Raw genomic sequence first — 25,486 nt, forward strand, 5'->3', positions numbered from 1 at the left:
CAAAATTTAAAAAACACATATAATGTCAAATATAAATACTGGGAATATGACTTTTAAGCACGTAAGTTATCTTTGGGATGAGGCTAAAGCACAAGAATTAGCTGGGGATGAAGTAGCGCTTTTTATTTATCGCTCTAATATATTAGGGGCTGATTTAAGATTAACAAATTATGGAGGTGGAAACACTTCAGTTAAAATTACTGATAAAGATCCTTTAACGGGTGAAGCATCTGAAGTAATGTGGATTAAAGGTTCGGGCGGCGACATCGGGACATTGACAAAATCAGGCTGTGCGGCTTTATATTTAGAAAGACTTCGTAATCTTGAAAACGTATACAGAGGAATAGAATTTGAAGATGAAATGGTGGAATTATTCAACCACTGTATTTTTGATTTAGCTTCAAAAGCTCCTTCGATTGATACGCCTTTGCACGGATTTTTGCCATTTAAACATATTGACCACTTACATCCGGACGCGGCTATTGCGATTGCAGCAGCAAAAGACGGAAAACAAATTACCGAAGAATTATTCAACGGAGAAATTGGCTGGGTAGGATGGCAGCGTCCTGGCTTTGATCTAGGACTGCAAATGCGCGCATGCCTAGAGGAAGCTGAAGCCCGCGGTAAAAAATTAAAAGGGGTAATGTTAGGATCTCACGGTTTGTTTACCTGGGGAGATACATCTTATGAGAGTTATATAAATACACTTGAGGTAATTGAAAAATGTGCCGAGTATTTAGAAAGCAATTATGGAAAAAAACGTCCTGTTTTCGGAGGTCAGAAATTAGAGAGTTTGAATCCGGACGCACGTCAGCTGCAGGCTGCGAAAGTAGCTCCGATTTTAAGAGGTTTCTGTTCATCTGAAAGAAAAATGATTGGTCATTATACAGATGATGCAAGAGTTTTAGAGTTCATTAATTCTAATGATTTAGAGAAATTGGCTCCTCTGGGGACTTCATGTCCGGATCACTTTTTGAGAACAAAAATCAGTCCTTTGGTTTTAGAATTAGATCCAAATGAAGATTTATCTGATTTGAATGCCATCAAAGCTAAATTAACTCCAGCTTTTGAGGCGTACAGAAAAATGTATGCTGCTTATTACGATACTTGTAAAAAATCGAATTCACCTGCAATGCGTGATCCAAATCCAGTGGTAATTTTATACCCAGGAGTAGGTATGTTCACTTTTGCAAAAGATAAAACGATGGCTCGTTTGGCATCTGAATATTATATCAACGCTGTAAATGTAATGAAAGGTGCTGAAGCAGTTTCTGAATACACTTCATTACCGCGCCAGGAAGCTTTTGACATTGAATACTGGCTGTTGGAAGAAGCTAAATTACAGCGTATGCCAAAACCAAAAGCATTGTCTGGAAGAGTAGCACTTGTTACTGGTTCAGGAGGCGGAATTGGTAAAGCTATCGCTAAAAAATTCGCCGAAGAAGGTGCATGTGTTATCCTTAATGATATTGATGAAGAGCGTTTAGCAGGTGCTAAGGCTGAATTTGTTAAAATGTTTGGAAAAGATGCAGTATCCAGTACTCTTTTAAATGTAACAAATGAAGCAAGTGCCGAAAAAGCGTATGATGCATCAGCATTGGCTTTTGGAGGTGTTGATATTGTTGTAAATAATGCAGGTATCAGTATTTCAAAATCTATTGCAGAACATTCTCTTGAAGAATGGGACAGATTGTATGATATTTTGGTGAAAGGACAATTCATTGTTTCAAAAGCTGGAATTGAAGTAATGCGTAAACAAGGTTTTGGCGGTGATATCGTAAACATTGTATCTAAAAATGCTGTAGTTGCAGGACCAAATAATCCTGGATATGGCTCAGCCAAAGCGGCTCAGGCACATTTAACACGTTTGATGTCTGCTGAATTAGGAGCTGATAAAATCCGTGTAAATACTGTAAATCCAGATGCTGTAATCTCTGATTCAAACATTTGGTCAGGAGGCTGGGCAGAAGGCCGTGCGAAAGCATACGGTGTTACGGTTGCAGAATTGCCGGCATATTATGCAAAACGTACTTTATTAAACGAAATTATACTGCCAGATGATATTGCTAATGCTTGTTTTGCATTTGTTGGAGGTTTGTTGAGTAAATCAACAGGAAATGCTCTGAATGTAGACGGAGGAGTAGCAATGGGCTTTTATAGATAATATTGATTTGGTTGGTTTATTGGTTTAACCAGAAGTAGCTAACGTTTGATGGTTTCAAACGTTAGTTTACTTTAAAATCACGTAAATTGCAAACTCTAATAATACAAACAAGATTATGTTAATAGAATCAAACAAAATAGCTTCACATAATGACGATTTATTAAAAAGTCATTCCAATAAATTAATTTTTACCGTTTCTGAAATAGCAGACAGCGAGGCAATTATTCAAAAATTAATTGATTTTCAAATTGCAATTCCATCTTGGGCACTAGGAACAGGAGGTACTCGTTTTGGACGTTTTGCCGGAGGAGGAGAGCCGCGCTCATTAGAAGAAAAAATAGAAGATGTAGGTTTGCTTCATGCACTTAATAATGCTTCGGGAGCTATCTCGCTGCATATTCCGTGGGATATTCCGCAAGATCATAAAGCCATAAAAAGCTTAGCGGCACAGCATAACTTATTGTTTGATGCGGTGAATTCCAACACTTTTCAAGATCAGGCTAATTCTGAATATTCATACAGATATGGTTCGTTGCAAAATGTAAATAAAGCGGTACGTAAACAAGCCGTAGATCATAACATCGAAGTTATCAAACAAGGTATTGAATTAGGATCTGAATCATTGACTGTTTGGTTAGCAGACGGATCTAATTTTCCAGGTCAATTAAATTTCAGAAAAGCTTACGAAAATACTTTAGAAAGTTTGCAGGAAATTTATGCAGCTCTTCCATCAAACTGGAAACTGTTTTTAGAATACAAATGTGCGGAGCCTAATTTCTATTCTACTACTGTTGCCGATTGGGGACAGTCGTATTCGTATGTAAAAAAATTAGGGGACAAAGCAAAAACATTAGTTGATTTAGGACATCATCTGCCAAATGCAAATATTGAACAGATTGTTTCTTTACTGCTGATGGAAGATAAATTGGGTGGATTCCACTTCAATGATTCAAAATATGGCGATGACGATTTAACAGCTGGAGCTTTGAAACCATACCAATTATTCTTGATTTTTAACGAATTGGTTGAAGGTATGGATGCAAGAGGAATGAATCACGCCAAAGATTTAGGCTGGATGATAGATGCTTCACACAATATCAAAGATCCTTTGGAAGATTTATTGCAGTCTGTTGAAGCGATTATGATTGCTTATGCGCAAGCACTTTCGGTAGACAGAAAAGCATTAGAAATTGCACAAGCAGAAAATGACGTAGTAAAAGCTCAGGAAATTTTGCAGAATGCTTTCCGCACAGACGTTCGCGCATTAGTTGCTGAAGCTCGTTTGCGCAATGGAGCAGCATTAAATCCTGTTGCATTGTACCGTAATCTGAATGTAAGAAAAGAACTTATTGGTGAAAGAGGACTTAAAACAATGGCTACAGGCTTATAAGTTATGATGATTAAGGTAAATGCAGTATTTGATATTGGGAAAACGAATAAAAAGTTTTTTCTTTTTGACGACGACTATAATGAAGTATATCGCGATTACGTAAATCTTCCGCTTACAGTAGATGAAGACGGTTTTGAAACCGAAGATTTAGCAGCATTGAAACGTTGGATAAAAGATACTTTTGATTCTGTTTTAGAGTCCGCAGAATTTGATGTCAGAACGTTGAATTTTTCGTCTTATGGCGCAAGTTTGGTTCATCTGGATTATAAAGGAAAACCGCTAACGCCGCTTTATAATTACATAAAAGAGCTTCCAGAGGAAATTCTGGAGGATTTTTACAGCAAATATGGAGATGCTCTTACATTTGGTGCCGAAACTGCTTCGCCGCCACAATCAGGATTGTTGAACTCTGGTATGCAGCTTTACTGGATCAAAAAAACCAAGCCTGAAATATTTGCTCAGATAAAATGCAGCCTGCATCTGCCACAATATCTGTCTTATTTATTTACAGGAATTCCTGTGAGTGAATATACCAGTATTGGATGCCATACTAATTTATGGAATTATGAGCACGAAGAGTATCATAAATGGGTTCATGATGAGGGTATTGATAAAATACTGCCTCCAATTGTTCCAACTTCTGCCAGTATTAATACGATATATAAAAATAAAAAAATAAAAATTGGAGTGGGGATTCATGACAGTTCCTCTGCCTTGTTGCCTTATGTTTTAAGTAAAAAGAAACCATTTTTACTGCTTTCAACAGGTACCTGGAGCATTGCGCTGAATCCGTTTAATTCCGAAAATTTAAATAAAGAAGATATCTCAAACAATTGTTTGAATTATCTGCGTATTGACGGTAAAAGAGTTAAAGCTTCCCGTTTTTTTATGGGTAATGAATACCGACTGCAGGTTGAAAAACTTTGCGAATACTATAAAAAGGAGTATGGCTATCACCGCGAAGTAAAATTCGACCAGAATATTTATTTGAATTTAATTGAAAAACCAGCAGTTTACTTTAAATTTGAGGGGATTTCTCTGCAGCGTCTGCCACAAAAAACAGAATTGAATTTATTCGATACTTTTGAAGAGGCTTATCATCAGTTAATGATTGAGTTAATGGAACTGCAGGTAGATACTATCAATAAAGCTATTGGAAACAGTAAAATTAAAAAGATATTTATTGACGGCGGATTTACTGATAATGATGTTTTTATGAAATTGATGTCACATCATTTCAGTTCATTTAAAGTTTTATCTACACACTCGCCATTAGGTTCCGCTTTAGGAGCAGCAATGGTTATTTCAGAAAAACAAATTACATCCCAGTTTCTTAAAGAAAATTACAGGATGAAAAAATTGGTTCCTTTATTATTTTAATATCGGAACCAATAAAATTTTAATCTCTATGAGATGAATATTGAGAATATCGTGATGCGTTATTCTTAAAAATAATATTTCCATATGAAATGTGCAGAACAGAAAATTGATCTGAAACACCAATGAAGTTATGCGAATTACATATGACCAATAAAAAAATAAATATCTCCATATGAGAATTGGACTTTTCATTCCCTGCTATGTAGACCAATTTTACCCAAAAATTGGTATTGCTACACTTGAGTTATTGCAAAAATTAGGCTGTGATGTTGATTTTCCAATGAAGCAGACATGCTGCGGACAGCCGATGGCAAATAGCGGTTATCAGCATTTAACAGAAGGATGCGATGCTAATTTTATTGCTAATTTCACCGGTTTTGATTACATTGTCTGTCCTTCGGGAAGCTGTGTGATGCACGTAAAAGAACATCTGCACAGTGATACCAACAAAGAATTAGCTGCAAAAATCCGATCTACTGTTTACGAGTTAACCGAATTTATTACCGATGTTTTAAAAATTGAAAGTATAGAAGGTGATTTTCCATTTAAAGTAGGAATGCATCAAAGCTGTCATGGACAGAGAGGACTGAAACTTTCGCAGATGAGTGAATTAAATGCTCCGTCCTTTTCAAAACCCAGACAGTTATTAACCAAAATTAAAGGGATCGATTTGGTATCCTTATCCCGAAAAGATGAATGCTGCGGTTTTGGAGGTACTTTTTGTGTGACCGAAGAAGCCATTTCTGTTAAAATGGGGCAAGACCGAATCAAAGATCACGAAAAACATCAGGTTGATTATATTACCGGTGCAGACATGTCCTGTTTAATGCATTTAGAGGGGATTCTGCGAAGACAGCAAAGCCCGATAAAAACTATTCATATCGCAGAAATTTTAAATACTTTAAAAAGGTAAACACGATGAAAAAGGTAATCTCAATTTTATTAGTCGTTTGTGCCTTTTGTTTTTTTTCATTTAATGCTCAAAAAGATACAGTTACTTTAATTGGAGTAAAAGTAAAAGCTCCATTTGAAATGCCTGAAATTTTCATTCCAAATTTTAAGAATTGTAAAAAGTTAACCATTACTGATTTTGGTGCGGTACAAGGCGATAAAAATAAAAATTCAGAAGCTATAGCCCAAGCTATTGATAAGGCTAATAAAATGGGAGGCGGTATTGTAGTAATTCCAAAAGGAGAATGGATTACCGGTAAAGTTCACTTTAAAAGCAATGTTAATCTGCATTTAGAAAAAGGCGCTGTTCTTTTATTTTCAGAAAATCCTAATGATTATCTGCCTGCTGTCAAAAGTACTTGGGAAGGTTATGAATGTTTAAATTATTCTCCATTAATTTATGCCTATCAATGCAAAAATGTTGCTATCACTGGTGAAGGAGAATTGAAAGCGAAGATGGATGTCTGGACCGAATGGTTTAAACGCCCTAAAGCGCACATGGAAAGCCTTAAACGATTATATTATCTTGCTTCTTATGAAAAGCCGATGGAAGAGAGATTAATGGTGAATGACACTGCTCATCTTCGCCCTCAGTTTATTCAGTTTAACCGCTGCCAGAATATATTGATGGATGGCGTTTCAATCACCAATAGCCCGTTTTGGACCATTCATCCTTTTTTATCCAAAGATGTTGTGCTTAGAAACCTTAAAGTATATGCACACGGACATAATAATGATGGTGTCGATCCGGAGATGGCCCAAAATGTGTTAATCGAAAATTGCGTATTTGACCAGGGGGATGATGCCATTGCTATAAAATCAGGCTGCGGACAAAATGCCTGGCGATTAAATACACCTTCAAAAAATATTGTTATCCGAAATTGCACGGTCAAAAACGGCCACCAATTGGTCGCAATAGGAAGTGAATTGTCCGGAGGTATCGAAAATGTATTTATCGATAAATGCAATGTAGTTGACGGTGCAAAGCTAAATCATCTATTGTATATAAAAACCAACGAACGAAGAGGCGGTTTTGTAAACAATATTTATGTCAGCAATGTAGCTTCTGGTAAAATCGATCTGGGAATACTTGGGATTGAGACTGATGTATTGTACCAATGGAGGGATTTGGTGCCGACCATTGAAAGAAGACTCACACCAATAAAAAATGTATATCTCGAAAATGTGAATGCTGCGAATGTGAAATTTACTGCACGAATATTAGGTCAGAAAGAATTACCCGTAGAGAATATATTTCTAAAAAATGTAAAAGCAGAAACCATTACTGATAAAAAATACATTACCGAAAACGTATTGAATTTTTCTGATAAAGAATAAAAAAGGCAAAATGAGTTCAAATAAAACGATACCGCACAGTGAAGCCGCTGCCATTTTTAATAAAAATGTAGAGCGTGTCAATTGGCATGACGAAACGCTTTGGTTTGTTCGTGAAAAAAGAGATAGATCTGCACATCAGATTCCGGAATGGGAACTGCTTAGAGAAACAGCATCAAAAATAAAATTCAATGTGCTTTCAAATATCCATGATTATTTGGTGGAATTTGAAACCAATGCTCAAAAGAATGGAATTATTGTTCACTGGGCTGCCAATGCCGAGGAGCATAATGTTATTGTTCATTCGATATTAGAAAAGCATAACATTAAGCAAATGGTAAAATCTAAATCGATGCTTACCGAAGAATGCCATTTGAATGATTATCTGACAGAGCGAGGCATTGATGTTATAGATTCGGATTTAGGAGAGCGCATTGTTCAGCTTCGTAACGAACCGCCAAGCCATATCGTTCTGCCTGCTATTCATCTAAAAAAAGAAGATGTAAGTGAAACTTTCCATGAACATCTTGGAACAGAAAAAGGAAATATTGATCCGCAGTATTTAACCGAATCTGCCCGTCATCATTTAAGAGATGTTTTTTTGACGCGTAAAGCTGCCCTAACAGGAGTAAATTTTGCAGTTGCCGAAACTGGTGAATTCGTGGTTTGTACCAATGAAGGAAATGCAGATATGGGTGCGCACTTAGCTGACGTTCATATAGCCTGTATGGGATTTGAAAAATTAATTCCGCAGCGTGAGCATTTAGGGGTTTTCCTGCGATTATTGGCAAGAAGCGCCACTGGACAGCCTATAACAACGTTTTCCAGCCACTTCAAAAAACCAAGAGACGGCAAAGAGATTCATATCGTTATCGTTGATAATGGAAGAAGTGAGCAGTTAGGAAGAGAAGATTTTAGAAATTCATTGAAATGTATCCGCTGTGGTGCCTGCATGAATACCTGCCCAGTGTACAGACGAAGCGGAGGACATAGTTACCACAATGCAGTTGCAGGACCAATTGGTTCGATTTTGGCTCCTAATCTGGACATGAAAAAGAATGCTGATTTACCTTTTGCCAGTACTTTATGCGGTTCCTGCACAAATGTATGCCCTGTAAAAATTGATATTCATGATCAGTTATACAAATGGAGACAGGTTTTAGTAAAAGAGGGTTATACTCCAAAAGCCAAAACGATAGCTATGAAAACTATGGCAACAGTTTTAGCTAATCCTACGGTATTTGAAATTGCTGGTATATCCGGCCGTTTTGCAATGAAGAATCTGCCTGGTCTGGTAAATAATAAACTGAATAAATGGTACGACCAGAGGGAAATGCCTAAAGTTCCTGAAGAATCTTTTAGGGAATGGTACAAGAAAAACGGTAAAGCAGCTAAAGGGAAAAATGATGAGCAGTAAAGAATCTATTTTACAAAAAATAAAACAGAATCAGCCAAAAGAGCTGAATGAACTTCCAAGTTTAGAACCTTTAAAAGAATCTGATTTGGATGTTTTAGAGCAGTATAAAACGATTTTAAAAGGCATTGGAGGGGATTTTGAAGAAGTATCAAGTTATGCTGAAATTGTTACTTTTGTTAAAGAAAATTTCGATATCAGTAAACGTATACTAACGACTCTTCCAGAACTTTCTGAAGTTGCAAATTTGGATTGGACCAACGACGATCCTCATTCTCTGCAGAATGCCGAACTTATTCTCGTTAAAGCGCATTTTGGCGTAGCCGAAAACAGTGCACTTTGGGTTACAGATGACTTAATGGGACAAAGGGTTTCGACTTTTATCCCGCAGTATTTAGCAATAGTTGTTAATAAAAAAGATATTGTTGCCAAAATGCATCAGGCTTATGACCGTATTGGTAATCAGGAATATGGTTTTGGAACCTTTATCGCAGGACCTTCAAAAACGGCCGATATTGAACAGTCTTTAGTTTTAGGGGCGCACGGAGCAAGAGGACTGACTGTTTTTTTAATGGAATAACCGCTTTTTGTTTTTTTTCAGATTTTTAATAGTCACAATGGCTGAGCTGTTTTGTCGATTCAGTTGAGATTTCATGATTATAGCTGTGCGCGTGCATTTTTTTATCACGGCATTTTTTAAAAGTTTCTGACACGAATTACACTAATTTGCACGAATTAAGATTGCTGTTTAATTACACAAAATATTCGAAACTGTAAAAAGTTGTAAAATTTGATTTCAATTTTGATAAGAATTAGTGTTAATTGGTGAAATTCGTGTTTATCTTTTTTTAAATGCGAATGCCGTGCTTTTTTATGCGGAACAATTTCCTTTCCTAATAAAATCCGTATCTTTCGAGACTTAAAATTAAAATACTAATTAAAAATAACCAAAATTGAAAACAGATTTCTTATTAAAAGATAAAGTTATTGTAGTTACAGGTGCTACCGGAATTCTAGGCGGTGCATTTGTGGATGGAATTGCCGAGGCTGGAGCAACAGTTGGAATCTTGGGCAGAAATGAAAAAGTAGCAAATGAGCGTGCAAAAGAGATTACTGATAAAGGCGGAAATGCAATTGCTTTGATAGCTGATGTTACCATAGAAGCAGATTTAATTGCAGCTCGTGATTTGATCCTTTCTAAATATGGTAAAATTGACGGTTTGGTTAATGCAGCCGGTGGAAATATGCCAGACGCTGTAGTACAGCCAGATCAGGATGTTTTTAAATTAAATATGGATGCTTTGCAGCAGGTAATAAATCTTAACTTGTTTGGAACGCTTTTACCAACCCAAATTTTTGGAGAAGCTATGAAAGACACTGTTGGCAAAGGGAGCATTGTGAATATTTCTTCAGTATCTACAGTTGCAGCAATGACAAAGGTTTTAGGATACAGCTTAGCAAAATCGGCTATCGATTCTTATACTAAATGGTTTGCAGTAGAACTTGCCAAACGTTATGGTGATAAAATCCGAATGAATTCAATAGCTCCAGGTTTCTTTTTAACGGAACAAAACAGAACTTTGTTGACCAATGCTGACGGCAGTCTGACTGAAAGAGGTAATTTGGTAATTCAAAATACTCCTTACGGACGTTTTGGTAATCCAGAAGAGTTGATTGGAGGTTTGGTTTGGCTGTTAAGTGATGCGTCTAAATTTGCAACTGGATCAAAAGTAACTTTAGACGGTGGTTTTACAATTTTTAGCGGAGTTTAATATTTTTTAAAAAGAAAAATTATGTATAAAATGAAACAAACGTGGAGATGGTTTGGACCAAATGATCCCGTAAGTTTATCCTATATCAAACAGACTGGAGCAACAGGAATTGTATCAGCGCTGCATCACGTTCCCCACGGTGAAGTTTGGACAATAGAAGAAATCAATAAAAGAAAAGCCGAAATTGAAGCATCTGGTTTAGTCTGGGATGTAGTGGAAAGTATCACAGTTCATGAATCTATTAAAACCAGAACTGGAAATTATCAGGAATATATTGACAAATACAAAGAAAGTATCCGTAATGTTGCGGCCTGTGGTATCAAGGTAATCACTTACAATTTTATGCCGGTTAATGACTGGACTAGAACGCAGCTTGATTATGTGATGCCGGATGGTTCAGAAGCATTGTATTTTAATTGGGTAGATTTGGCAATTTTTGATGTTTATATTTTAAAAAGAGAAAATGCCGAAAAAAGTTTTCCTGAAAACATCGTTAGCAAAGCCAAAGAGCGTTTTTCTACAATTACTGAGCAAAGATTACAGGAAATAGCAGACACAGTGATGTTTGGAATACCTGGTGAAAAAAAGATAACAGTTGAGTGGATGCGTAATGCCTTGAAGGCTTATGATAACATTGACAGAGATGCTTTAAGAAGTAATCTGAGTTATTTTCTAAATGAGATCTGCCCAGTTGCTGATGAATGCGGTGTGCAGTTAGCTATTCATCCAGATGACCCTCCTTTTGATATTTTAGGTCTGCCTAGAATTGTAAACTCAATGGAAGATTATGATTATATCTTGTCGAATGCACCATATAAATCAAATGGAATCTGTTTTTGCACTGGTTCTTTAGGGGCTTCAAAAGCAAATGATTTACCTGAAATGGTTAAAAAATTAGATGATAAAATTCATTTTATTCATTTAAGAAACGTACGCAGTGATGAAGAAGGAAACTTTTTTGAAGCGGATCATTTAGATGGAAATACTGATATGTATGCTGTAATGAAAGAATTACTATTAATTCAGAAAAAATATAAAACTTCAATTCCTTTCCGCCCGGATCACGGACACCAAATGTTAGATGATTTAGGAAAACAAAACAATCCGGGTTATTCAGCTATCGGCCGACTTAGAGGTTTAGCAGAATTAAGAGGATTAGAAGAAGGTATTGTTCGTTCGTTATAAAAAAACGAGAATTCTTATTAATCGCATAAAATTAATTTCCTATAATAGAAATTATTGAAAAACTGTCCATAAAAAGGGCAGTTTTTTTGTTTCAAATTCTGTATTATATTTATTTTAGAATAGAGGCGGATCTGTAAAATAAATAATAAAATTAAGTTTCTTTTAAACTAAATTTTCTTATATTTCACCACCAAAATACACTTTATGCCTTACAGATTTATTACAACTTTAACAGTTGCTCTATTATTAACTACTACGTTCCTTTTTGGTCAAAAAAGTGATTACAGCATCCTCACTATCTCGGATAGTCTCAAAGAAAATGCCAACGCTGTTGTTCGTTTAAACCAAACTGATATCATGATTGCATCGCAGCGCAGTATGAATATTAAAACGAAGAGAGTCGTAACTGTCTTAAATGATAATGGATTTCAAGCTGTTGAAGCTTACGAATACTATAATAAATCAAGTTCAATTGAAAGTATATCCGCAATAGTTTATGATGGTTTCGGTAAAGAGATTAAAAAAATAAAAAAAGGTGATTTTAGAGATGTAAGTGCCGTAAGCGGTAGCACACTTTTTTCAGAGAACCGATATATTTACTTGGATTATACACCTACACAGTATCCAATCACAGTAGTTTTTGAAAGTGAAACAGAAACTTCTAATACCGCTTTTATTCCACAATGGATGCCTCTAAATGATTATGCTGTAAGTATAGAAAAAAGCATTGTCAATATAAATTATCCTTCGAACCTTGGATTTAAATACAAAGAATTTAATTTTTCCAATTTTAATATAAAGAAAACAAGAGAAACTGCCACGGGACTTTCTTTTGAAGCAACCAGAATAGTAGCTCAAAAAGAAGAAACGGCGGGGCCATCTGTGAGTTATCTTTTTCCAAGAGTAATGATGGGATTAGAGCTGTTTCATTTGGAAGGAGTTGATGGAAATGCTAAAAGCTGGATTGAATTTGGAAAATGGTACAATGAAAAAATTCTGACTGGAACTACTGATCTGCCAGAAGAAACGAAAGCAAAAATTAAAGCTTTGGTTGGTGCCGAAACCGATCCTATTAAGAAAGCCCAAATCATTTATAAATATGTTCAGGAAAAATCGAGATACGTAAATATTAGTGTTGGTATTGGCGGTTGGAAACCAATGCTGGCAAGTGATGTAGACCGATTGGGTTATGGAGACTGTAAAGCTTTGAGTAATTACACCAAAGCGCTTCTCAAAGCTGTTGATGTTTCTTCCTATAATGTGATTTTATACGGAAATCCAAGAAAAAGGGATATTGAAGCTGATTTTGTTTCGATGCAGGGAAATCACATGATTTTGGCAGTGCCAAATAAAAATTCGTATATTTTTCTGGAGTGTACCAGTCAGGTAGATCCTTTCGGATATCAAGGAACGTTTACAGATGATAGAAATGTTTTGATTGTAAAACCTGAAGGCGGCGAAATTGTTCATACCAAAATTTATGAAGATCTGGATAATCTTCAAACGAGTAAAGGAACCTATTCTATTGCCGAAAATGGTGATTTCTCTGGTAAAATTGGAATTGTTTCCGAAGGATCTCAGTACAATCAAAAATTTCATAATGATAAGCTTTCGCCAACAGAAATGGAAGCTTTTTATAAAGACTATTGGAGTACTATTAATAATCTGAAAATAAAAAAAATCACTTTTAAAAACGATACTGATAAAGTAAGTTTTACCGAAAATGCAGAGATAACAGCTGTAAATTATGGAAACGTGTCTGCCAATAAAATGATGTTTGCTCTAAATGCTTTTAATCCATTGACCCAAAATGTAAAACGAATCCGAAATAGAAAAAATCCTTTGGAAATTCAAAGAGGATCTGTAGATATAGATGAAATTGAAATTGCTTTGCCAGTTAATTTTTCTATCGAATTTCTTCCAGCTAATTTTGAAATTACAGGAAAATTTGGAGAATATAAAACAGAGATCATAAAAAAAGACAATAGCAATATCATTTACAAGCGAAAGTTCTTTTTGAAAAAAGGATTATATACCAATAAGGAATACGATGAATTCCGTCTATTTATGGAACAGATTTCCAGAAACGACAATGCCAAAATAATTTTAACCAAAAGCTAATAACCAAATGAAAATTAAAAATTTAACCCTGCTGTTTTTTTTAGCATTATTTTGTTCCAATGCAGGTGCCCAAGAATTTAAATTAGGTAAAGTCTCCATTGCAGAATTAGAACAAAAAGTACATCCAAAAGATTCTTCAGCTGTAGCTGCTATTTTGTTTAAAAAGGGAGTAACCAGTTTTGTGTTTTCTCAAGAGGAAGGCTTTGATGTACTTAATGAAATTACCGTGCGCATTAAAATTTATAAAAAAGAGGGTTACGATTGGGCAAATAAGCAGGTAGGTTTTTTAGTTGGAAATGGTACTAGTAAAGAAAAAGTTTCCTTTTCGGATGCGGTAACTTATAATTTAGTAGATGGTAAAATAGAAAAAACAAAGCTTAAAAGTGAGGGTGAATTTATAGAAAAAGTTAATAAATTTTGGAATAGGAAAAAAATAACCTTGCCTAATGTAAAAGAAGGTTCTGTGATAGAATATAAATATGCAATACGAACTAATAATATTGGAATGCTGAGAGAATTTGATTTTCAAACAGATATTCCTGTAAATCACTCAGAATATATAACCTACATACCCGAATACTTTGTATATAACACTAAACTAAAAGGGTTTATTACTCCAAAAACCACAATAGAAAAAACGAATCAGTCTCTTACTATCAACAGCAAAGAAAGATCAGGAGGGGGATGGACTGCCAGCAGTACTAGTTTTACATCTGATAAAATTGATTATCACGAAACAAAAACAACGTATGTTGTCGAAAATGCTCCTGCTATGAAAGACGAGGCATTTGTAAATAATATTGACAATTTTACAACTAGCTTGGCTCAGGAATTATCAATGATACAATATCCAAACAGACCTATTAAACCATATTCTACAGACTGGAATTCTGTAGCAAAAACCATTTATGAATATGATGATTTTGGACCAGAGCTGAATAAAACAGGTTATTTTGAAGACGATTTAAAAGCGGTTGTCGCAGGATTGACTTCACAGAATGAAATTGTTTTAGCGGTTTTAAATTATGTAAAAGCTGCAGTGAAATGGAATGGAGATTATGGCTATTCCTGTGATAATGGAGTTAAAAAAGCATATAAAGATAAAACTGGAAATGTAGGCGATATTAATTTAATGCTTACCGCTATGCTGCGTACAGCTGGCTTAAAGGCAAATCCTGTTTTGGTAAGCACCCGATCTAACGGAATTTCAATTTTTCCTAATAGAACTGCTTACAATTACGTGATTGCTGCAGTAGAGACTTCAGAAGGCTTGATACTGGTAGATGCAACAAACAAATATTCTAATCCAAATGTATTGCCTTTTAGAGATTTAAATTGGTTCGGTAGATTGATAAGAAAAGATGGTTCATCAGAAGATGTTGATCTGATGCCTAAAATGGCTTCAACTGACAATGTATTAATGATGTATTCTATCGAGAGTAACGGAAAAATTACTGGAAAATTAAGAAGACAGAGAACCGATCAGAATGCAATGAGTTTCAGGGCGAAAATTGAGAATGTAAAAGAGGAAGAATATCTGGAAAAATTAGAAAATGAAAATCAAAAAATTGAAATTGCAGATTATACCAGAACCAATGAGAAGGATGTGAAATTACCAATTATAGAAACGTGTTCTTTTACAGGTACCAACCTATGTGAAGTCATAGGAGAAAAAATATATATTAATCCATTGTTGTTTTTTACCAAAGAACACAATCCTTTTAAACAAGAAACTAGAGAATATCCTATTGATTATGGTTTTCCATTTATAGAAAATTACAATATCAATATTAATATTCCTGACGGATATGTCGTAGAAACATTGCCAAAGTCGGCTCAGTTAAATATGGAAGAAAATATAGGCGGGTTTAAATTTAGAATAAATGCTGCTGAAAATAAAATACAGCTGATTATTTCCCATCAGATAAATACTCCAATCATATCCTCAGAATATTATTCTATGATAAAAGACTATTATCAGGGAATGATTGCCAAACAAACCGAAAAAATTGTTTTGAAAAAAGTGTAAATAATGAAAAAAATTAAAACTTTTCTTGGATTGTTGATATTGTTTTCATTTGTAAAAATAAATGCTCAAAACTTTGAATTAGGAAAAGTATCAATTGCAGAATTAAAAGAAAAGCAGCATCCTAACGACTCAAGTGCGGCAGCTGCAATATTATATAAGAACGGTAAAACTAGTTTTGAATACAACAGAGATAGAGGATTTACAGCAATCACTGAAGTTTCCATGCGGATTAAAATTTATAAGAAGGAAGGTTATAATTGGGCCAATTTTACTGTGCCATATTATGTGGGATACGAAAATTATAATGACGATGTTGTCGCTTTTTCAAGTGCTGTAACCTATAATTTAGAAAATGGTGCAATCGCTAAAACTAAACTCAACAATGAAGGCAGTTTTAAGAAAAATGTAAACGAATATTGGAATGAAGCTACAATAACATTGCCAAATATAAAAGAAGGCTCAGTGATAGAATTTAAATATGTTTTGAAAACGGAGAACATAGTTAAATTTCCGGTTTTTTATTTTCAAGATAAAATTCCAGTAAATAAAGCTGAATACACTACTAATATCCCTTACTTTTTTACTTACAAACCTATTCAGGTTGGTTATGTAAATCTTAAATTAGATTCAAAAGTTACAAACGGAAGTCTTAATTATGATAATCAATATCATCAATCAGTTAATTTGAGTTTTGATCAGATTAAAAATAAATACAGTGCAGAAAATATTCCAGCATTAAAAGAAGAGGATTTTGTTGATAATATTCACAATTACCAATCGTCATTGCATCATGAGCTTGAAAAGACAAATTTTCCTGATGAAAAAGAAAAGAATTATTCCAAAGATTGGGATGGTGTAGCCAAAACTATATATGCAGATAAAGGATTTGGAAAAGAGTTAGAAGATAGCTCTTATCTTCTGGAAGATGCTAGATTGATTTTAAAAGGAATTGATTCTAAGGAAGAAAAACTGGCAATAGTTTTTAAATTCGTTCAAGACCGTATGCATTGGAACAATGATTATGGATATTATATAGATAAAGGCGTAAAACAGGCGTATAATAATAGAACGGGAAATGTAGCCGAAATAAATTTTATACTTATCTCAATGTTGAAATTAGTAGGACTAGATGCAAATCCTGTATTAGTAAGTACCAAAGAACATGGATTGCCTGTTTTTCCAAATAGAACTGTTTTTAATTATGTTATTGCCTCCGTGAATATTGATGGAAAGCAGATTTTATTAGATGCGACCCATAAATATACCACACAGAATATTTTGCCATTGAATGTTCTAAACTGGAAAGGAAGGCTTCTTAAGCAAGAAGGAATTTCTGAGGAAGTAGAATTAGTACCTGTAAAGAATTCGATTAAGAATTATACCCTGATGGTAAAATTAGATAAGTCTGGCGGGATAGACGGGAAGTGCCGATCACAGCTGACAGATTATGAAGCCTATAAATTTAGAGATAAATATGCAGAAATGGATACTGATAATTATCTCGAAAAAGTAGAAAACAATTTAAATGGAATTAAAATCCAAGGGTATGTTATTGATAATAAAAAGACTCGTTTTGAGGATCCTATTATAGAAACATTCGCTTTTTCTGGAAACAATCAATGTGATATTATTGGCGATAAAATATATTTTAACCCCGTTTTGTTTTTTACAGAATCACATAATCCTTTTGTTCAGGAAAAAAGGGAAATGCCAATCTATTTCGGCTATCCCAAATTAGAAAAATATAATGTCAGTTATGAAATTCCAGAAGGTTATACCGTAGAATCAATTCCTAAATCTATCAAGATTTCTACAGAAGGAAAGGAATTGTCTTTTTCGATGAATATCGTCTATGAACAGAATAGGATACAGATTTTAATGACCAAAGAGGTTAATATGGCTATCGTTTCAGCTGATTTTTATGAATCTATCAAAGATTTTTATCAAAAGATGATAACGAAAGAAACTGAAAAAATAGTTCTTAAAAGAATATAGCAAAACTTCGCCCGTTTGTATATTTGTCATAAAAATTTACAAATGGATTTAAAAAATGCACAATTAGACGTAGATACCTGGATTAAAGAACACGGAGTCCGCTATTTCAATGAACTGACTAATATGGCGCAGCTTACCGAAGAAGTAGGTGAAGTGGCCCGAATCATAGCACGCCGTTACGGAGAACAATCTGAAAAAGAGAGTGATAAAAATAAGGATCTTGGGGAAGAATTGGCTGATGTAGTTTTTGTAGTATTGTGTTTGGCGAATCAGACAGGAATCGATTTACAGGCTGCTTTTGATAAAAAAATGGATCTGAAATCAGTTAGAGACAAGGACCGCCACAAAAACAACGATAAACTAAAATAATGTTATAAGTTACGGCAAAACTTTGGTTGTTACTTTTTTTAAAATAAATTTGCCAAAAGACCAATTACAACGTATTCAAAAATGAATTTACTAGTTCAAACTTCCCATCTCGATTTACAAGATCAAATTGCAATAACAGGTTCCAAAAGCGAAACCAATAGACTTTTGCTGTTGCAGGCTTTGTTTTCCAATATTACTTTGGCCAACACATCAAATTCTGATGATAGTGAAGTGATGCAAAAAGCATTGAAAGGCGATGATGAAATTGTAGATATCCATCATGCAGGAACAGCAATGCGTTTCTTGACAGCTTATTTTGCAGTAAACGAAGGCCGTGAAGTGGTTTTGACAGGATCTCAAAGAATGACTGAACGTCCAATTAAAGTTTTGGTAGAAGCTTTGGTGCAGTTAGGAGCAAAAATAACATATGAAAAAGAAGAAGGCTATCCGCCAATTCGTATCAAAGGGCAGAAAATTACAGCAAATAAAGTCAGCATTCCTGCGAATGTAAGCAGTCAGTATATATCGGCATTGCTTTTGGTAGCGCCAAAATTAGAGAACGGAATTGAACTGACTTTGGTTGGCGAAATAACTTCTGTTCCATATATCAAAATGACTTTGGCTCTGCTAAATGATTTAAATATTGAAACTAGTTTCGTTGGAAACGTTATTACAGTAAAACCTAAAAAAGAAGTAGAAACCAAAGTAATGACAGTGGAATCCGATTGGAGTTCAGCTTCTTACTTTTTCAGTTTAGCTGCTTTGGCAAAAACAGCTTCTGTTTCGTTGACAAGTTATAAAGAAACAAGCCTGCAGGGAGATTCTGCTTTGGTTGAAATCTATAAACAAATGGGGGTTTCTTCCCAATTTGAAGGCAATAAAATTATTTTGACAAAACAAGAAGGTTTCGATTATAAAGACATTACTTTCGACTTAAATAATACGCCGGATATTGCACAGACTATTGTAGTTACTTGTCTGGGATTGGGTATTGGCTGCCACTTGACAGGCCTGCACACCTTAAAAATTAAGGAAACTGACAGGCTGGAAGCACTCCGAATCGAATTAACTAAACTTGGAGCTAACATATCAGTAACCAATGATAGTTTGACATTAGCGGCAACAGATAAGATTAATGAAGAAATAAGAATTGATACTTATAACGACCACAGAATGGCAATGGCATTTGCACCATTAGCATTAAAAGTGCCAATTATTATCAATAATGCCGATGTGGTGTCAAAATCATATCCTGATTTTTGGGATGATTTAAAAAGACTGGGCTTTTTTGTTGTTCAAAAATGGTCATTTACCTAGACGATTGTTGAGTTTCAACTCCCTTTCCTTTGGAGAGGGCTGGAGTGAGGTAAAAATAAACACCTAAACACTTGACAACGCCTGTTTCACAATCGTATATTTGCACCCGAAAGATTTTTAAGTTCAGGCTGAACAGTCTGTGACTTGAATTTTTAAACTTTTTAAAAAACAGCAAATGAAATTATCCCACTTTAACTTCAATTTACCAAAAGAACTTCTTGCAGAATATCCAGCCGAAAACAGAGATGAGTCTCGTTTGATGATTGTAGACCGCAAGAATCAGACGATAACACATAAAATGTTCAAAGACGTTATCGATTATTTTGATGATGGTGATGTTTTAATTTTGAATAATACTAAAGTTTTTCCAGCCCGTTTATATGGGAATAAAGAAAAAACTGGTGCAAGAATTGAAGTGTTTTTGTTAAGAGAGCTAAACGCAGAACAAAGACTTTGGGACGTTTTGGTAGATCCGGCACGTAAAATCAGAATCGGGAATAAATTATACTTTGGCGACGATGATTCATTGGTGGCTGAGGTAATTGACAATACAACTTCACGCGGAAGAACATTGCGTTTTCTTTATGATGGATCTTATGAAGAATTCAGAAATAAATTGACTGAACTAGGAGAAACTCCTATTCCAAAATACATTAACCGTGAAGTGACTCCAGAAGACGCTGAGCGTTATCAGACGATTTATGCTAAAGAAGAAGGAGCTGTAGCAGCACCAACTGCTGGTTTGCACTTCTCTAAACATTTATTGAAAAGATTAGAAATTAAAGGAGTTAAATTTGCAGAAGTGACGCTTCACGTTGGTTTAGGGACTTTCAATCCAGTTGAGGTTGAAGATTTGTCAAAACACAAAATGGACTCCGAAGAGCTGAAAATCACTCAGGAAGCCTGTGATGTTGTAAACACGGCAAAGGCAGCAAAGAAAAGAATCTGTACGGTAGGAACTACTTCTATGCGTGCTGTAGAAAGTTCAGTTTCTTCACAAAACACGCTGAATCCTTATGATGGATGGACAAACAAATTCGTTTTCCCTCCTCACGATTTTGCTATTCCAACTTGTATGATTACGAATTTCCATACTCCAAAATCTACTTTGTTAATGATGGTTTCTGCTTTCTGCGGACACGATTTAATGAAAAGAGCATACGAAGAAGCAATCAAAGAAGGATATAAATTCTATTCTTATGGAGATGCCATGCTGATTATCTAATCGCATATTCAAAATTAAATACAAAGTCTCGTCAGCAATGGCGAGATTTTTTTTTGTACCAAATAGAGCGAAGCGAACAGACGGTTCAAAAAAACAAAAAACAAAAAAACTGAATACTGTCATCTAATATCTGTTATCTAAATTATGAGCCTAACGCAATTTGTTTTTCATAAGAAGATTGTTGCTTTAAGTTTAAAATTTGATTTAAAATAGATTGATTTTTTGTTGAATTATCTTTGTTAACGACTGATTTGTTTTATTTTTTCTATTTTTACGGCATAAATAATAAAAAAATGGATTTCGAAAACACTCTGGAATTTGCTCAAAAATTAGATATTCAAGACTATTTACACAAATACCAAGATGAATTTATTTTTCCAAAAGTAAATGGGAAAAAGGTGATTTATTTTACAGGAAATTCATTGGGATTACAGCCCAAAAGAGCCAAAAAGTATGTTGATGAAGTAATGAATGATTGGGCAGATTTAGCTGTTGAAGGCCATTTTTATGCTGAAAAACCCTGGTGGGACTATCATGAGCGTTTTGCAGATCCATTGAGCAGATTAGTAGGTGCTTTGCCTTCAGAAGTTACTGTTATGAACACGCTGACAGTGAATCTTCATTTGCTGATGGTATCATTTTACAGACCAACAGCAAAACGATACAAAATCATTTGCGAAGAAAAAGCATTCCCTTCCGATCAGTATATGTTTCAGAGTCAGGTGAATTTTCACGGCTATAAACCAGAAGATGTTATTGTAGAAATCAAGCGCCGTGAAGGAGAACACAACATCAGGCAGGAAGATGTTTTATCAAAAATTGAAGAAGTCGGAGAGGAGCTGGCTCTAGTTTTAATAGGCGGAGTGAATTATTATACGGGTCAGGTTTTTGACATGAAAACAATTACCAAAGCTGGTCACAGACAAGGCGCTTATGTAGGCTGGGATTTGGCTCACGCTGCTGGAAATATCAAATTAGAACTGCACGATTGGAATGTTGATTTTGCGGCTTGGTGCAGTTATAAATACATGAATTCAGGACCAGGAAATGCATCGGGCTGTTTTGTTCATGAAAAACATCACAATAATAAAGAACTGCCTCGTTTTGCCGGCTGGTGGGGTCATAACAAAGAACGTCGTTTCAAGATGGAATCGGTTTTTGATCCTGTTCAGGGAGCCGGAGGATGGCAGGTAAGCAATCTGCCTATTTTATCTTTGGCGCCATATTTAGCTTCTGTCGAAATGTTTGACGAAATTGGAATGGATCAATTAATCTTAAAAAGAGATAAAATAACATCTTACTTAGAGTTTATTCTAAATGAAATCAGCAAAGAAGTTCATGGATCTTTTGAAATTATCACTCCGGTAAACCCTTCTGAAAGAGCATGTCAATTATCTGTTTTTCTTCACGGAGAAGGTCGTAAGCTGTTTGACTATTTAATGAAAAACGGAGTAATTACAGACTGGCGTGAACCCAATGTAATTCGATTGGCACCAGTTCCATTATATACTTCCTATGAAGATATGTTTCACTTTGGTCAGATTTTGAAAAGAGGGATATTAGAGAAATAAAAAAACGGGAATAGTTCTAAATGCTGTTCCCGTTTTCGGTTAATTAATTTTTATTCTTTGTCTCTTCTCAAGGATTTTGTTGGAACGTCTTGCTGCGCTTGCTGGAACCGATCGATAAGTTTTGGTAAAAAATAACCGTCCGCACCATTTAGTGTAACAATATTTCCTTTGTCTAGCTGCAGCCAGCCGTCTTTATGTTCCAGTATTTCGTCAAAAAATATGTTTTCAATGGATGCTATAACATGTATCGTATTGTTTTCTTTGATTATGTATTCATTTACAAATTTACAGTAGAGCTGTACAGGACTCCCTTTTACAAACGGAATGCTGATTCCATCTTTATATTCTTCTTCAAGATTGGTTTTGTCAAATTCGGAGAGTCCGGATTCATAATTAGCCGATGTGTGATGTGCATCAGCAATCATATCGATTGTAATATGGTTTATTGTGAAATAGCCGGTTTCCATGATGTTTTTATAAGTGTCTCTAGGAGTAGTGGTTGGACGTACAATAAAACCAATCAGGGACGGACTGCTTCCCAAGTGAGTGACACTGCTGAAAATAGCAACATTGGTATTGCCCTCAATAGATTTTGTAGCAATGAGATTGGCAGATTTAAATCCGGTACATGAATTAATTAAATTTAATTTCTCAATCTTATCCATTTTTAAAATGGTTTCTTTTGAAATGCTTTTCATGTGTTTCTGTGTTTAAACAAATATAAGGAACGGTTGTTTAATTGTATTCATTTTTTGAAGTAAAAAATGACAATAATGTTTAAAAGGGTTTGTCTGCATTTTTTAAAGATATTTTAGAAAATACGTGTAAAGTATAATGATTTTATATAAGTTTGAAAAATTCTATAAAATTGCTTCTGATGAAAATATTGAAAAAGATCTTGTTTGCTTTTATTTTTTTACTGATTGCTCTATTGATTTTATTTGCAGTGTACAGAGAATATCAAAAGCCCAAATATGAAGGAGAAATTTATTTAAAAAATATTCAAAAGGAAACTACAGTTTATTTTGATGAGTTTGGAGTGCCTCATATTTATGCAGAAAACTCCAAAGATGCAATGACAGCTTTGGGATATGTGCACGCTCAAGACCGATTATGGCAAATGGAACTGCTAAGGCGGATAGTTCCCGGGAGATTGTCCGAAATTTTTGGTTCAGTCGCTTTAAAGAATGATAAGTTTTTTGCTGGCTTAGGAATTGAAGAAGCTTCTCAAAAAGCAATCGCTGATTTAGATAAAAAGAGTCCGGCATATCAATTAATGATGGGATACCTCGATGGGATTAATCAGTATATGGATGAGGGACCAGCACCTGTGGAGTTTCAATTGTTAGGAATCAAAAAAGAGAAATTTACGGTGCAGGATGTGTATAATATTTTTGGTTATATGTCTTTTAGTTTTGCAATGGCTCAAAAAACGGATCCTTTGCTTACAGATATCCGTAATAAATTTGGAATGAATTATCTTAAAGACTTTGGTTTAGAAGGACAGTTCAATACAGTTCAGATTAAGAATGCTAAGCAATATCAGAAGGAATATGCAGTTATATCACAATCTATCGCTTCACTATTAGATAAATCGCCAATCGCTCCTTTTGTAGGCAGTAACAGCTGGGTGATTGCTCCGCCAAAAACAAAAAATAAAAAAGTAATTTTTGCCAATGATCCTCATATTGGATTTTCGCAGCCTGGAACTTGGTATGAAGCTTGTATAGAAACTCCCGATTTCGAATTATATGGCTGTTATCTGGCAGGCGCTCCTTTTCCTTTATTAGGGCATAATCACGAATATGCTTATGGTCTGACGATGTTTGAAAATGATGATGTAGATTTTTACCAAGAGGAAAACAATCCAGAAAACAATAATCAATATAAAACCAAGAAAGGATTCCGTAATTATGAAATCAGAAAGAAAACGATTAAAATAAAAGATTCTTCTGATGTTGTTTTGAATATAAAAATAAGTCATCACGGTCCTGTTATGAATGATTTATTGGAGGGTTTGGAAAAAGATAAACCTGTTGCGATGTCCTGGATTTATACACAGCATCCCAATCATAATATTGAAGCTATTTATGCTCTGTCACATGCTAAATCTATATCCGATTTTGAAAAAGGTGTTGCGCTAATACATGCGCCGGGACTGAATGTGATGTATGGCGATGCCAAAGGAAATGTGGGCTGGTGGGCAACGGGAAAATTATACAGACACAGGAATGGTGTAAATACTAATTTTATACTGAATGGATCAAATGGTAAAGATGATGATCTCGAATATTTAGATTTTTCTAAAAACCCTTCAGCAGTCAATCCAGAGTGGAATTATGTTTATTCTGCAAACAATCAGCCCAGCGCCATTGATGGTTTTGTTTATCCGGGATATTACCTGCCGGAAGACAGAGCAAAAAGAATTACACAATTATTAGATTCAAAATCCAATTGGGATAAGAATTCTGTTGGTGAGATGATTAATGACAATACATCTGCTGTTGCACCCGAAATGGTGAAAAAATTAATTGCAGGTTTAAGTTTAAAATCACTTTCTAAAATAGAAATGGAAGCAATAACGGTTTTAAAATCATGGAAAGGAACCAATAATCTGGATGATGCAGCTCCCGCAATTTATAATAAATGGATCTATCTGTATTTAAAGAATACTTTTCATGATGAATTAGGTGATGAAAAGTTTAAGCAGTTTCTTGGAACTCATCTTATGAAGCAAATTACCGCAAGACAGATTTCCTTTGAAAATTCTCCGTGGTGGGATGATATTTCAACCAAAAATAAGAAAGAAACAAGAAATGAGATACTAACAAAATCATTTGTAGAAGCAATAACAGCTTTAGAAAAACAATTAGGAAATTCACCTTCGGATTGGAAGTGGAAAAAAGTTCACACAGTAGAATATCAGCATCCAATTGGTAAATTGGCAGTGTTAAGACCATTTTTTAATGCGGGGCCTTTTGAAGTTTCAGGATCGAATGAAGTGATAAACAATCAGTTTTTTGATTTTGCTGACAATGGTTTTTATAAAGTAAAAGGCGGTCCTTCAAGCAGAAGAGTAATAGATTTCTCAGATATTGAAAATAGCTGGGGAATTTTACCAACGGGTCAATCCGGGAACCCGTTTAGCAGTCATTACAGTGATCAGGCTGAATTGTATAATTCAGGAAAATTCAGAAAAATGAAATTGAATAAAAAAGAAATTATACAGTCTTCTACAAAGCTGGTTTTTTATCCTGCAAAAAATTAA

The 25,486-nt window shown here is 34.8% G+C and carries 18 protein-coding genes; 17 read left to right on the forward strand and 1 reads right to left on the reverse strand.

The window, feature by feature from the left end:
• Positions 1-22: 22 nt before the first annotated feature.
• The 16 genes from OZP07_RS02855 (at position 23) to kynU (ending at position 22,218) form a co-directional block, all read left to right on the forward strand.
• Positions 23-2,164, forward strand: coding sequence for a bifunctional aldolase/short-chain dehydrogenase (locus OZP07_RS02855; protein WP_281637221.1), 2,142 nt, complete (start codon positions 23-25; stop codon positions 2,162-2,164).
• 115 nt (positions 2,165-2,279) lie between these two features.
• A complete protein-coding gene (locus tag OZP07_RS02860) occupies positions 2,280-3,554 on the forward strand; it encodes a sugar isomerase (RefSeq protein WP_281637222.1) in 1,275 nt (424 codons plus the stop codon).
• A 6-nt stretch (positions 3,555-3,560) separates the two neighbouring features.
• Complete coding sequence (locus OZP07_RS02865; RefSeq protein ID WP_194641206.1) at positions 3,561-4,934, forward strand: FGGY-family carbohydrate kinase; 1,374 nt, start codon at positions 3,561-3,563, stop codon at positions 4,932-4,934.
• Between the two features lie 172 nt (positions 4,935-5,106).
• Positions 5,107-5,847, forward strand: a complete 741-nt coding sequence (locus OZP07_RS02870) for a (Fe-S)-binding protein (protein WP_281637223.1) — start codon at positions 5,107-5,109, stop codon at positions 5,845-5,847.
• 5 nt (positions 5,848-5,852) lie between these two features.
• On the forward strand, positions 5,853-7,223 hold the full coding sequence (locus OZP07_RS02875) for a glycoside hydrolase family 28 protein (protein WP_281637224.1): 1,371 nt from the start codon (positions 5,853-5,855) through the stop codon (positions 7,221-7,223).
• A 10-nt stretch (positions 7,224-7,233) separates the two neighbouring features.
• A complete protein-coding gene (locus OZP07_RS02880; protein ID WP_194641095.1) occupies positions 7,234-8,637 on the forward strand; it encodes a lactate utilization protein B in 1,404 nt (467 codons plus the stop codon).
• Positions 8,624-9,214 carry a LutC/YkgG family protein gene (locus tag OZP07_RS02885; RefSeq protein WP_228520842.1) on the forward strand — a complete coding sequence of 197 codons (591 nt, stop codon included), beginning with the start codon at positions 8,624-8,626 and terminating at the stop codon, positions 9,212-9,214. Before OZP07_RS02880 ends, OZP07_RS02885 begins: the two co-directional genes overlap by 14 nt.
• Positions 9,215-9,587: 373 nt before the next feature.
• On the forward strand, positions 9,588-10,406 hold the full coding sequence (locus tag OZP07_RS02890; protein WP_281637225.1) for an SDR family oxidoreductase: 819 nt from the start codon (positions 9,588-9,590) through the stop codon (positions 10,404-10,406).
• Positions 10,407-10,436: 30 nt separating this feature from the next.
• Positions 10,437-11,591 (forward strand): mannonate dehydratase, encoded by a 1,155-nt coding sequence (gene uxuA, locus OZP07_RS02895; RefSeq protein ID WP_281638441.1) that lies wholly within the window; start codon positions 10,437-10,439, stop codon positions 11,589-11,591.
• 204 nt (positions 11,592-11,795) lie between these two features.
• Positions 11,796-13,712, forward strand: coding sequence for a DUF3858 domain-containing protein (locus OZP07_RS02900; protein ID WP_281637226.1), 1,917 nt, complete (start codon positions 11,796-11,798; stop codon positions 13,710-13,712).
• A gap of 7 nt (positions 13,713-13,719) precedes the next feature.
• Complete coding sequence (locus OZP07_RS02905) at positions 13,720-15,741, forward strand: DUF3858 domain-containing protein (protein ID WP_281637227.1); 2,022 nt, start codon at positions 13,720-13,722, stop codon at positions 15,739-15,741.
• Between the two features lie 3 nt (positions 15,742-15,744).
• Positions 15,745-17,736 (forward strand): DUF3858 domain-containing protein, encoded by a 1,992-nt coding sequence (locus tag OZP07_RS02910; RefSeq protein ID WP_281637228.1) that lies wholly within the window; start codon positions 15,745-15,747, stop codon positions 17,734-17,736.
• Positions 17,737-17,778: 42 nt separating this feature from the next.
• Positions 17,779-18,105 (forward strand): nucleotide pyrophosphohydrolase, encoded by a 327-nt coding sequence (locus OZP07_RS02915; protein ID WP_012022600.1) that lies wholly within the window; start codon positions 17,779-17,781, stop codon positions 18,103-18,105.
• 81 nt (positions 18,106-18,186) lie between these two features.
• Positions 18,187-19,422, forward strand: coding sequence for a 3-phosphoshikimate 1-carboxyvinyltransferase (gene aroA / locus OZP07_RS02920; protein WP_281637229.1), 1,236 nt, complete (start codon positions 18,187-18,189; stop codon positions 19,420-19,422).
• A 175-nt stretch (positions 19,423-19,597) separates the two neighbouring features.
• Positions 19,598-20,647, forward strand: a complete 1,050-nt coding sequence (gene queA, locus OZP07_RS02925; protein ID WP_194641089.1) for a tRNA preQ1(34) S-adenosylmethionine ribosyltransferase-isomerase QueA — start codon at positions 19,598-19,600, stop codon at positions 20,645-20,647.
• A gap of 293 nt (positions 20,648-20,940) precedes the next feature.
• Positions 20,941-22,218, forward strand: a complete 1,278-nt coding sequence (kynU, locus tag OZP07_RS02930) for a kynureninase (protein WP_281637230.1) — start codon at positions 20,941-20,943, stop codon at positions 22,216-22,218.
• Between the two features lie 50 nt (positions 22,219-22,268).
• On the opposite strand, the gene OZP07_RS02935 is transcribed toward kynU, so the two are convergent.
• Entirely contained in the window at positions 22,269-22,916 is a 648-nt protein-coding gene (locus tag OZP07_RS02935) for a flavin reductase family protein (RefSeq protein WP_194641087.1), read from the reverse strand.
• A 179-nt stretch (positions 22,917-23,095) separates the two neighbouring features.
• On the opposite strand from OZP07_RS02935, the gene OZP07_RS02940 reads away from it, so the two are divergent.
• Positions 23,096-25,486: a penicillin acylase family protein gene (locus OZP07_RS02940; protein ID WP_281637231.1), complete on the forward strand. Its 2,391-nt coding sequence runs from the start codon at positions 23,096-23,098 to the stop codon at positions 25,484-25,486.

This window comes from Flavobacterium marginilacus (genome assembly GCF_026870155.1).
Lineage (GTDB): Bacteria > Bacteroidota > Bacteroidia > Flavobacteriales > Flavobacteriaceae > Flavobacterium > Flavobacterium marginilacus.

Bases quoted from the DNA above. Each gene is read 5' to 3' on its own strand.
- OZP07_RS02905 (WP_281637227.1), top strand. From the start codon at position 13,720: ATGAAAATTAAAAATTTAACCCTGCTGTTTTTTTTAGCATTATTTTGT.
- queA (WP_194641089.1), top strand. From the start codon at position 19,598: ATGAAATTATCCCACTTTAACTTCAATTTACCAAAAGAACTTCTTGCA.
- OZP07_RS02880 (WP_194641095.1), top strand. From the start codon at position 7,234: ATGAGTTCAAATAAAACGATACCGCACAGTGAAGCCGCTGCCATTTTT.
- OZP07_RS02910 (WP_281637228.1), top strand. From the start codon at position 15,745: ATGAAAAAAATTAAAACTTTTCTTGGATTGTTGATATTGTTTTCATTT.
- uxuA (WP_281638441.1), top strand. From the start codon at position 10,437: ATGAAACAAACGTGGAGATGGTTTGGACCAAATGATCCCGTAAGTTTA.
- OZP07_RS02900 (WP_281637226.1), top strand. From the start codon at position 11,796: ATGCCTTACAGATTTATTACAACTTTAACAGTTGCTCTATTATTAACT.
- OZP07_RS02875 (WP_281637224.1), top strand. From the start codon at position 5,853: ATGAAAAAGGTAATCTCAATTTTATTAGTCGTTTGTGCCTTTTGTTTT.
- OZP07_RS02860 (WP_281637222.1), top strand. From the start codon at position 2,280: ATGTTAATAGAATCAAACAAAATAGCTTCACATAATGACGATTTATTA.
- OZP07_RS02885 (WP_228520842.1), top strand. From the start codon at position 8,624: ATGATGAGCAGTAAAGAATCTATTTTACAAAAAATAAAACAGAATCAG.
- OZP07_RS02935 (WP_194641087.1), bottom strand. From the start codon at position 22,916: ATGAAAAGCATTTCAAAAGAAACCATTTTAAAAATGGATAAGATTGAG.
- aroA (WP_281637229.1), top strand. From the start codon at position 18,187: ATGAATTTACTAGTTCAAACTTCCCATCTCGATTTACAAGATCAAATT.
- kynU (WP_281637230.1), top strand. From the start codon at position 20,941: ATGGATTTCGAAAACACTCTGGAATTTGCTCAAAAATTAGATATTCAA.
- OZP07_RS02940 (WP_281637231.1), top strand. From the start codon at position 23,096: ATGAAAATATTGAAAAAGATCTTGTTTGCTTTTATTTTTTTACTGATT.
- OZP07_RS02865 (WP_194641206.1), top strand. From the start codon at position 3,561: ATGATTAAGGTAAATGCAGTATTTGATATTGGGAAAACGAATAAAAAG.
- OZP07_RS02855 (WP_281637221.1), top strand. From the start codon at position 23: ATGTCAAATATAAATACTGGGAATATGACTTTTAAGCACGTAAGTTAT.
- OZP07_RS02915 (WP_012022600.1), top strand. From the start codon at position 17,779: ATGGATTTAAAAAATGCACAATTAGACGTAGATACCTGGATTAAAGAA.
- OZP07_RS02870 (WP_281637223.1), top strand. From the start codon at position 5,107: ATGAGAATTGGACTTTTCATTCCCTGCTATGTAGACCAATTTTACCCA.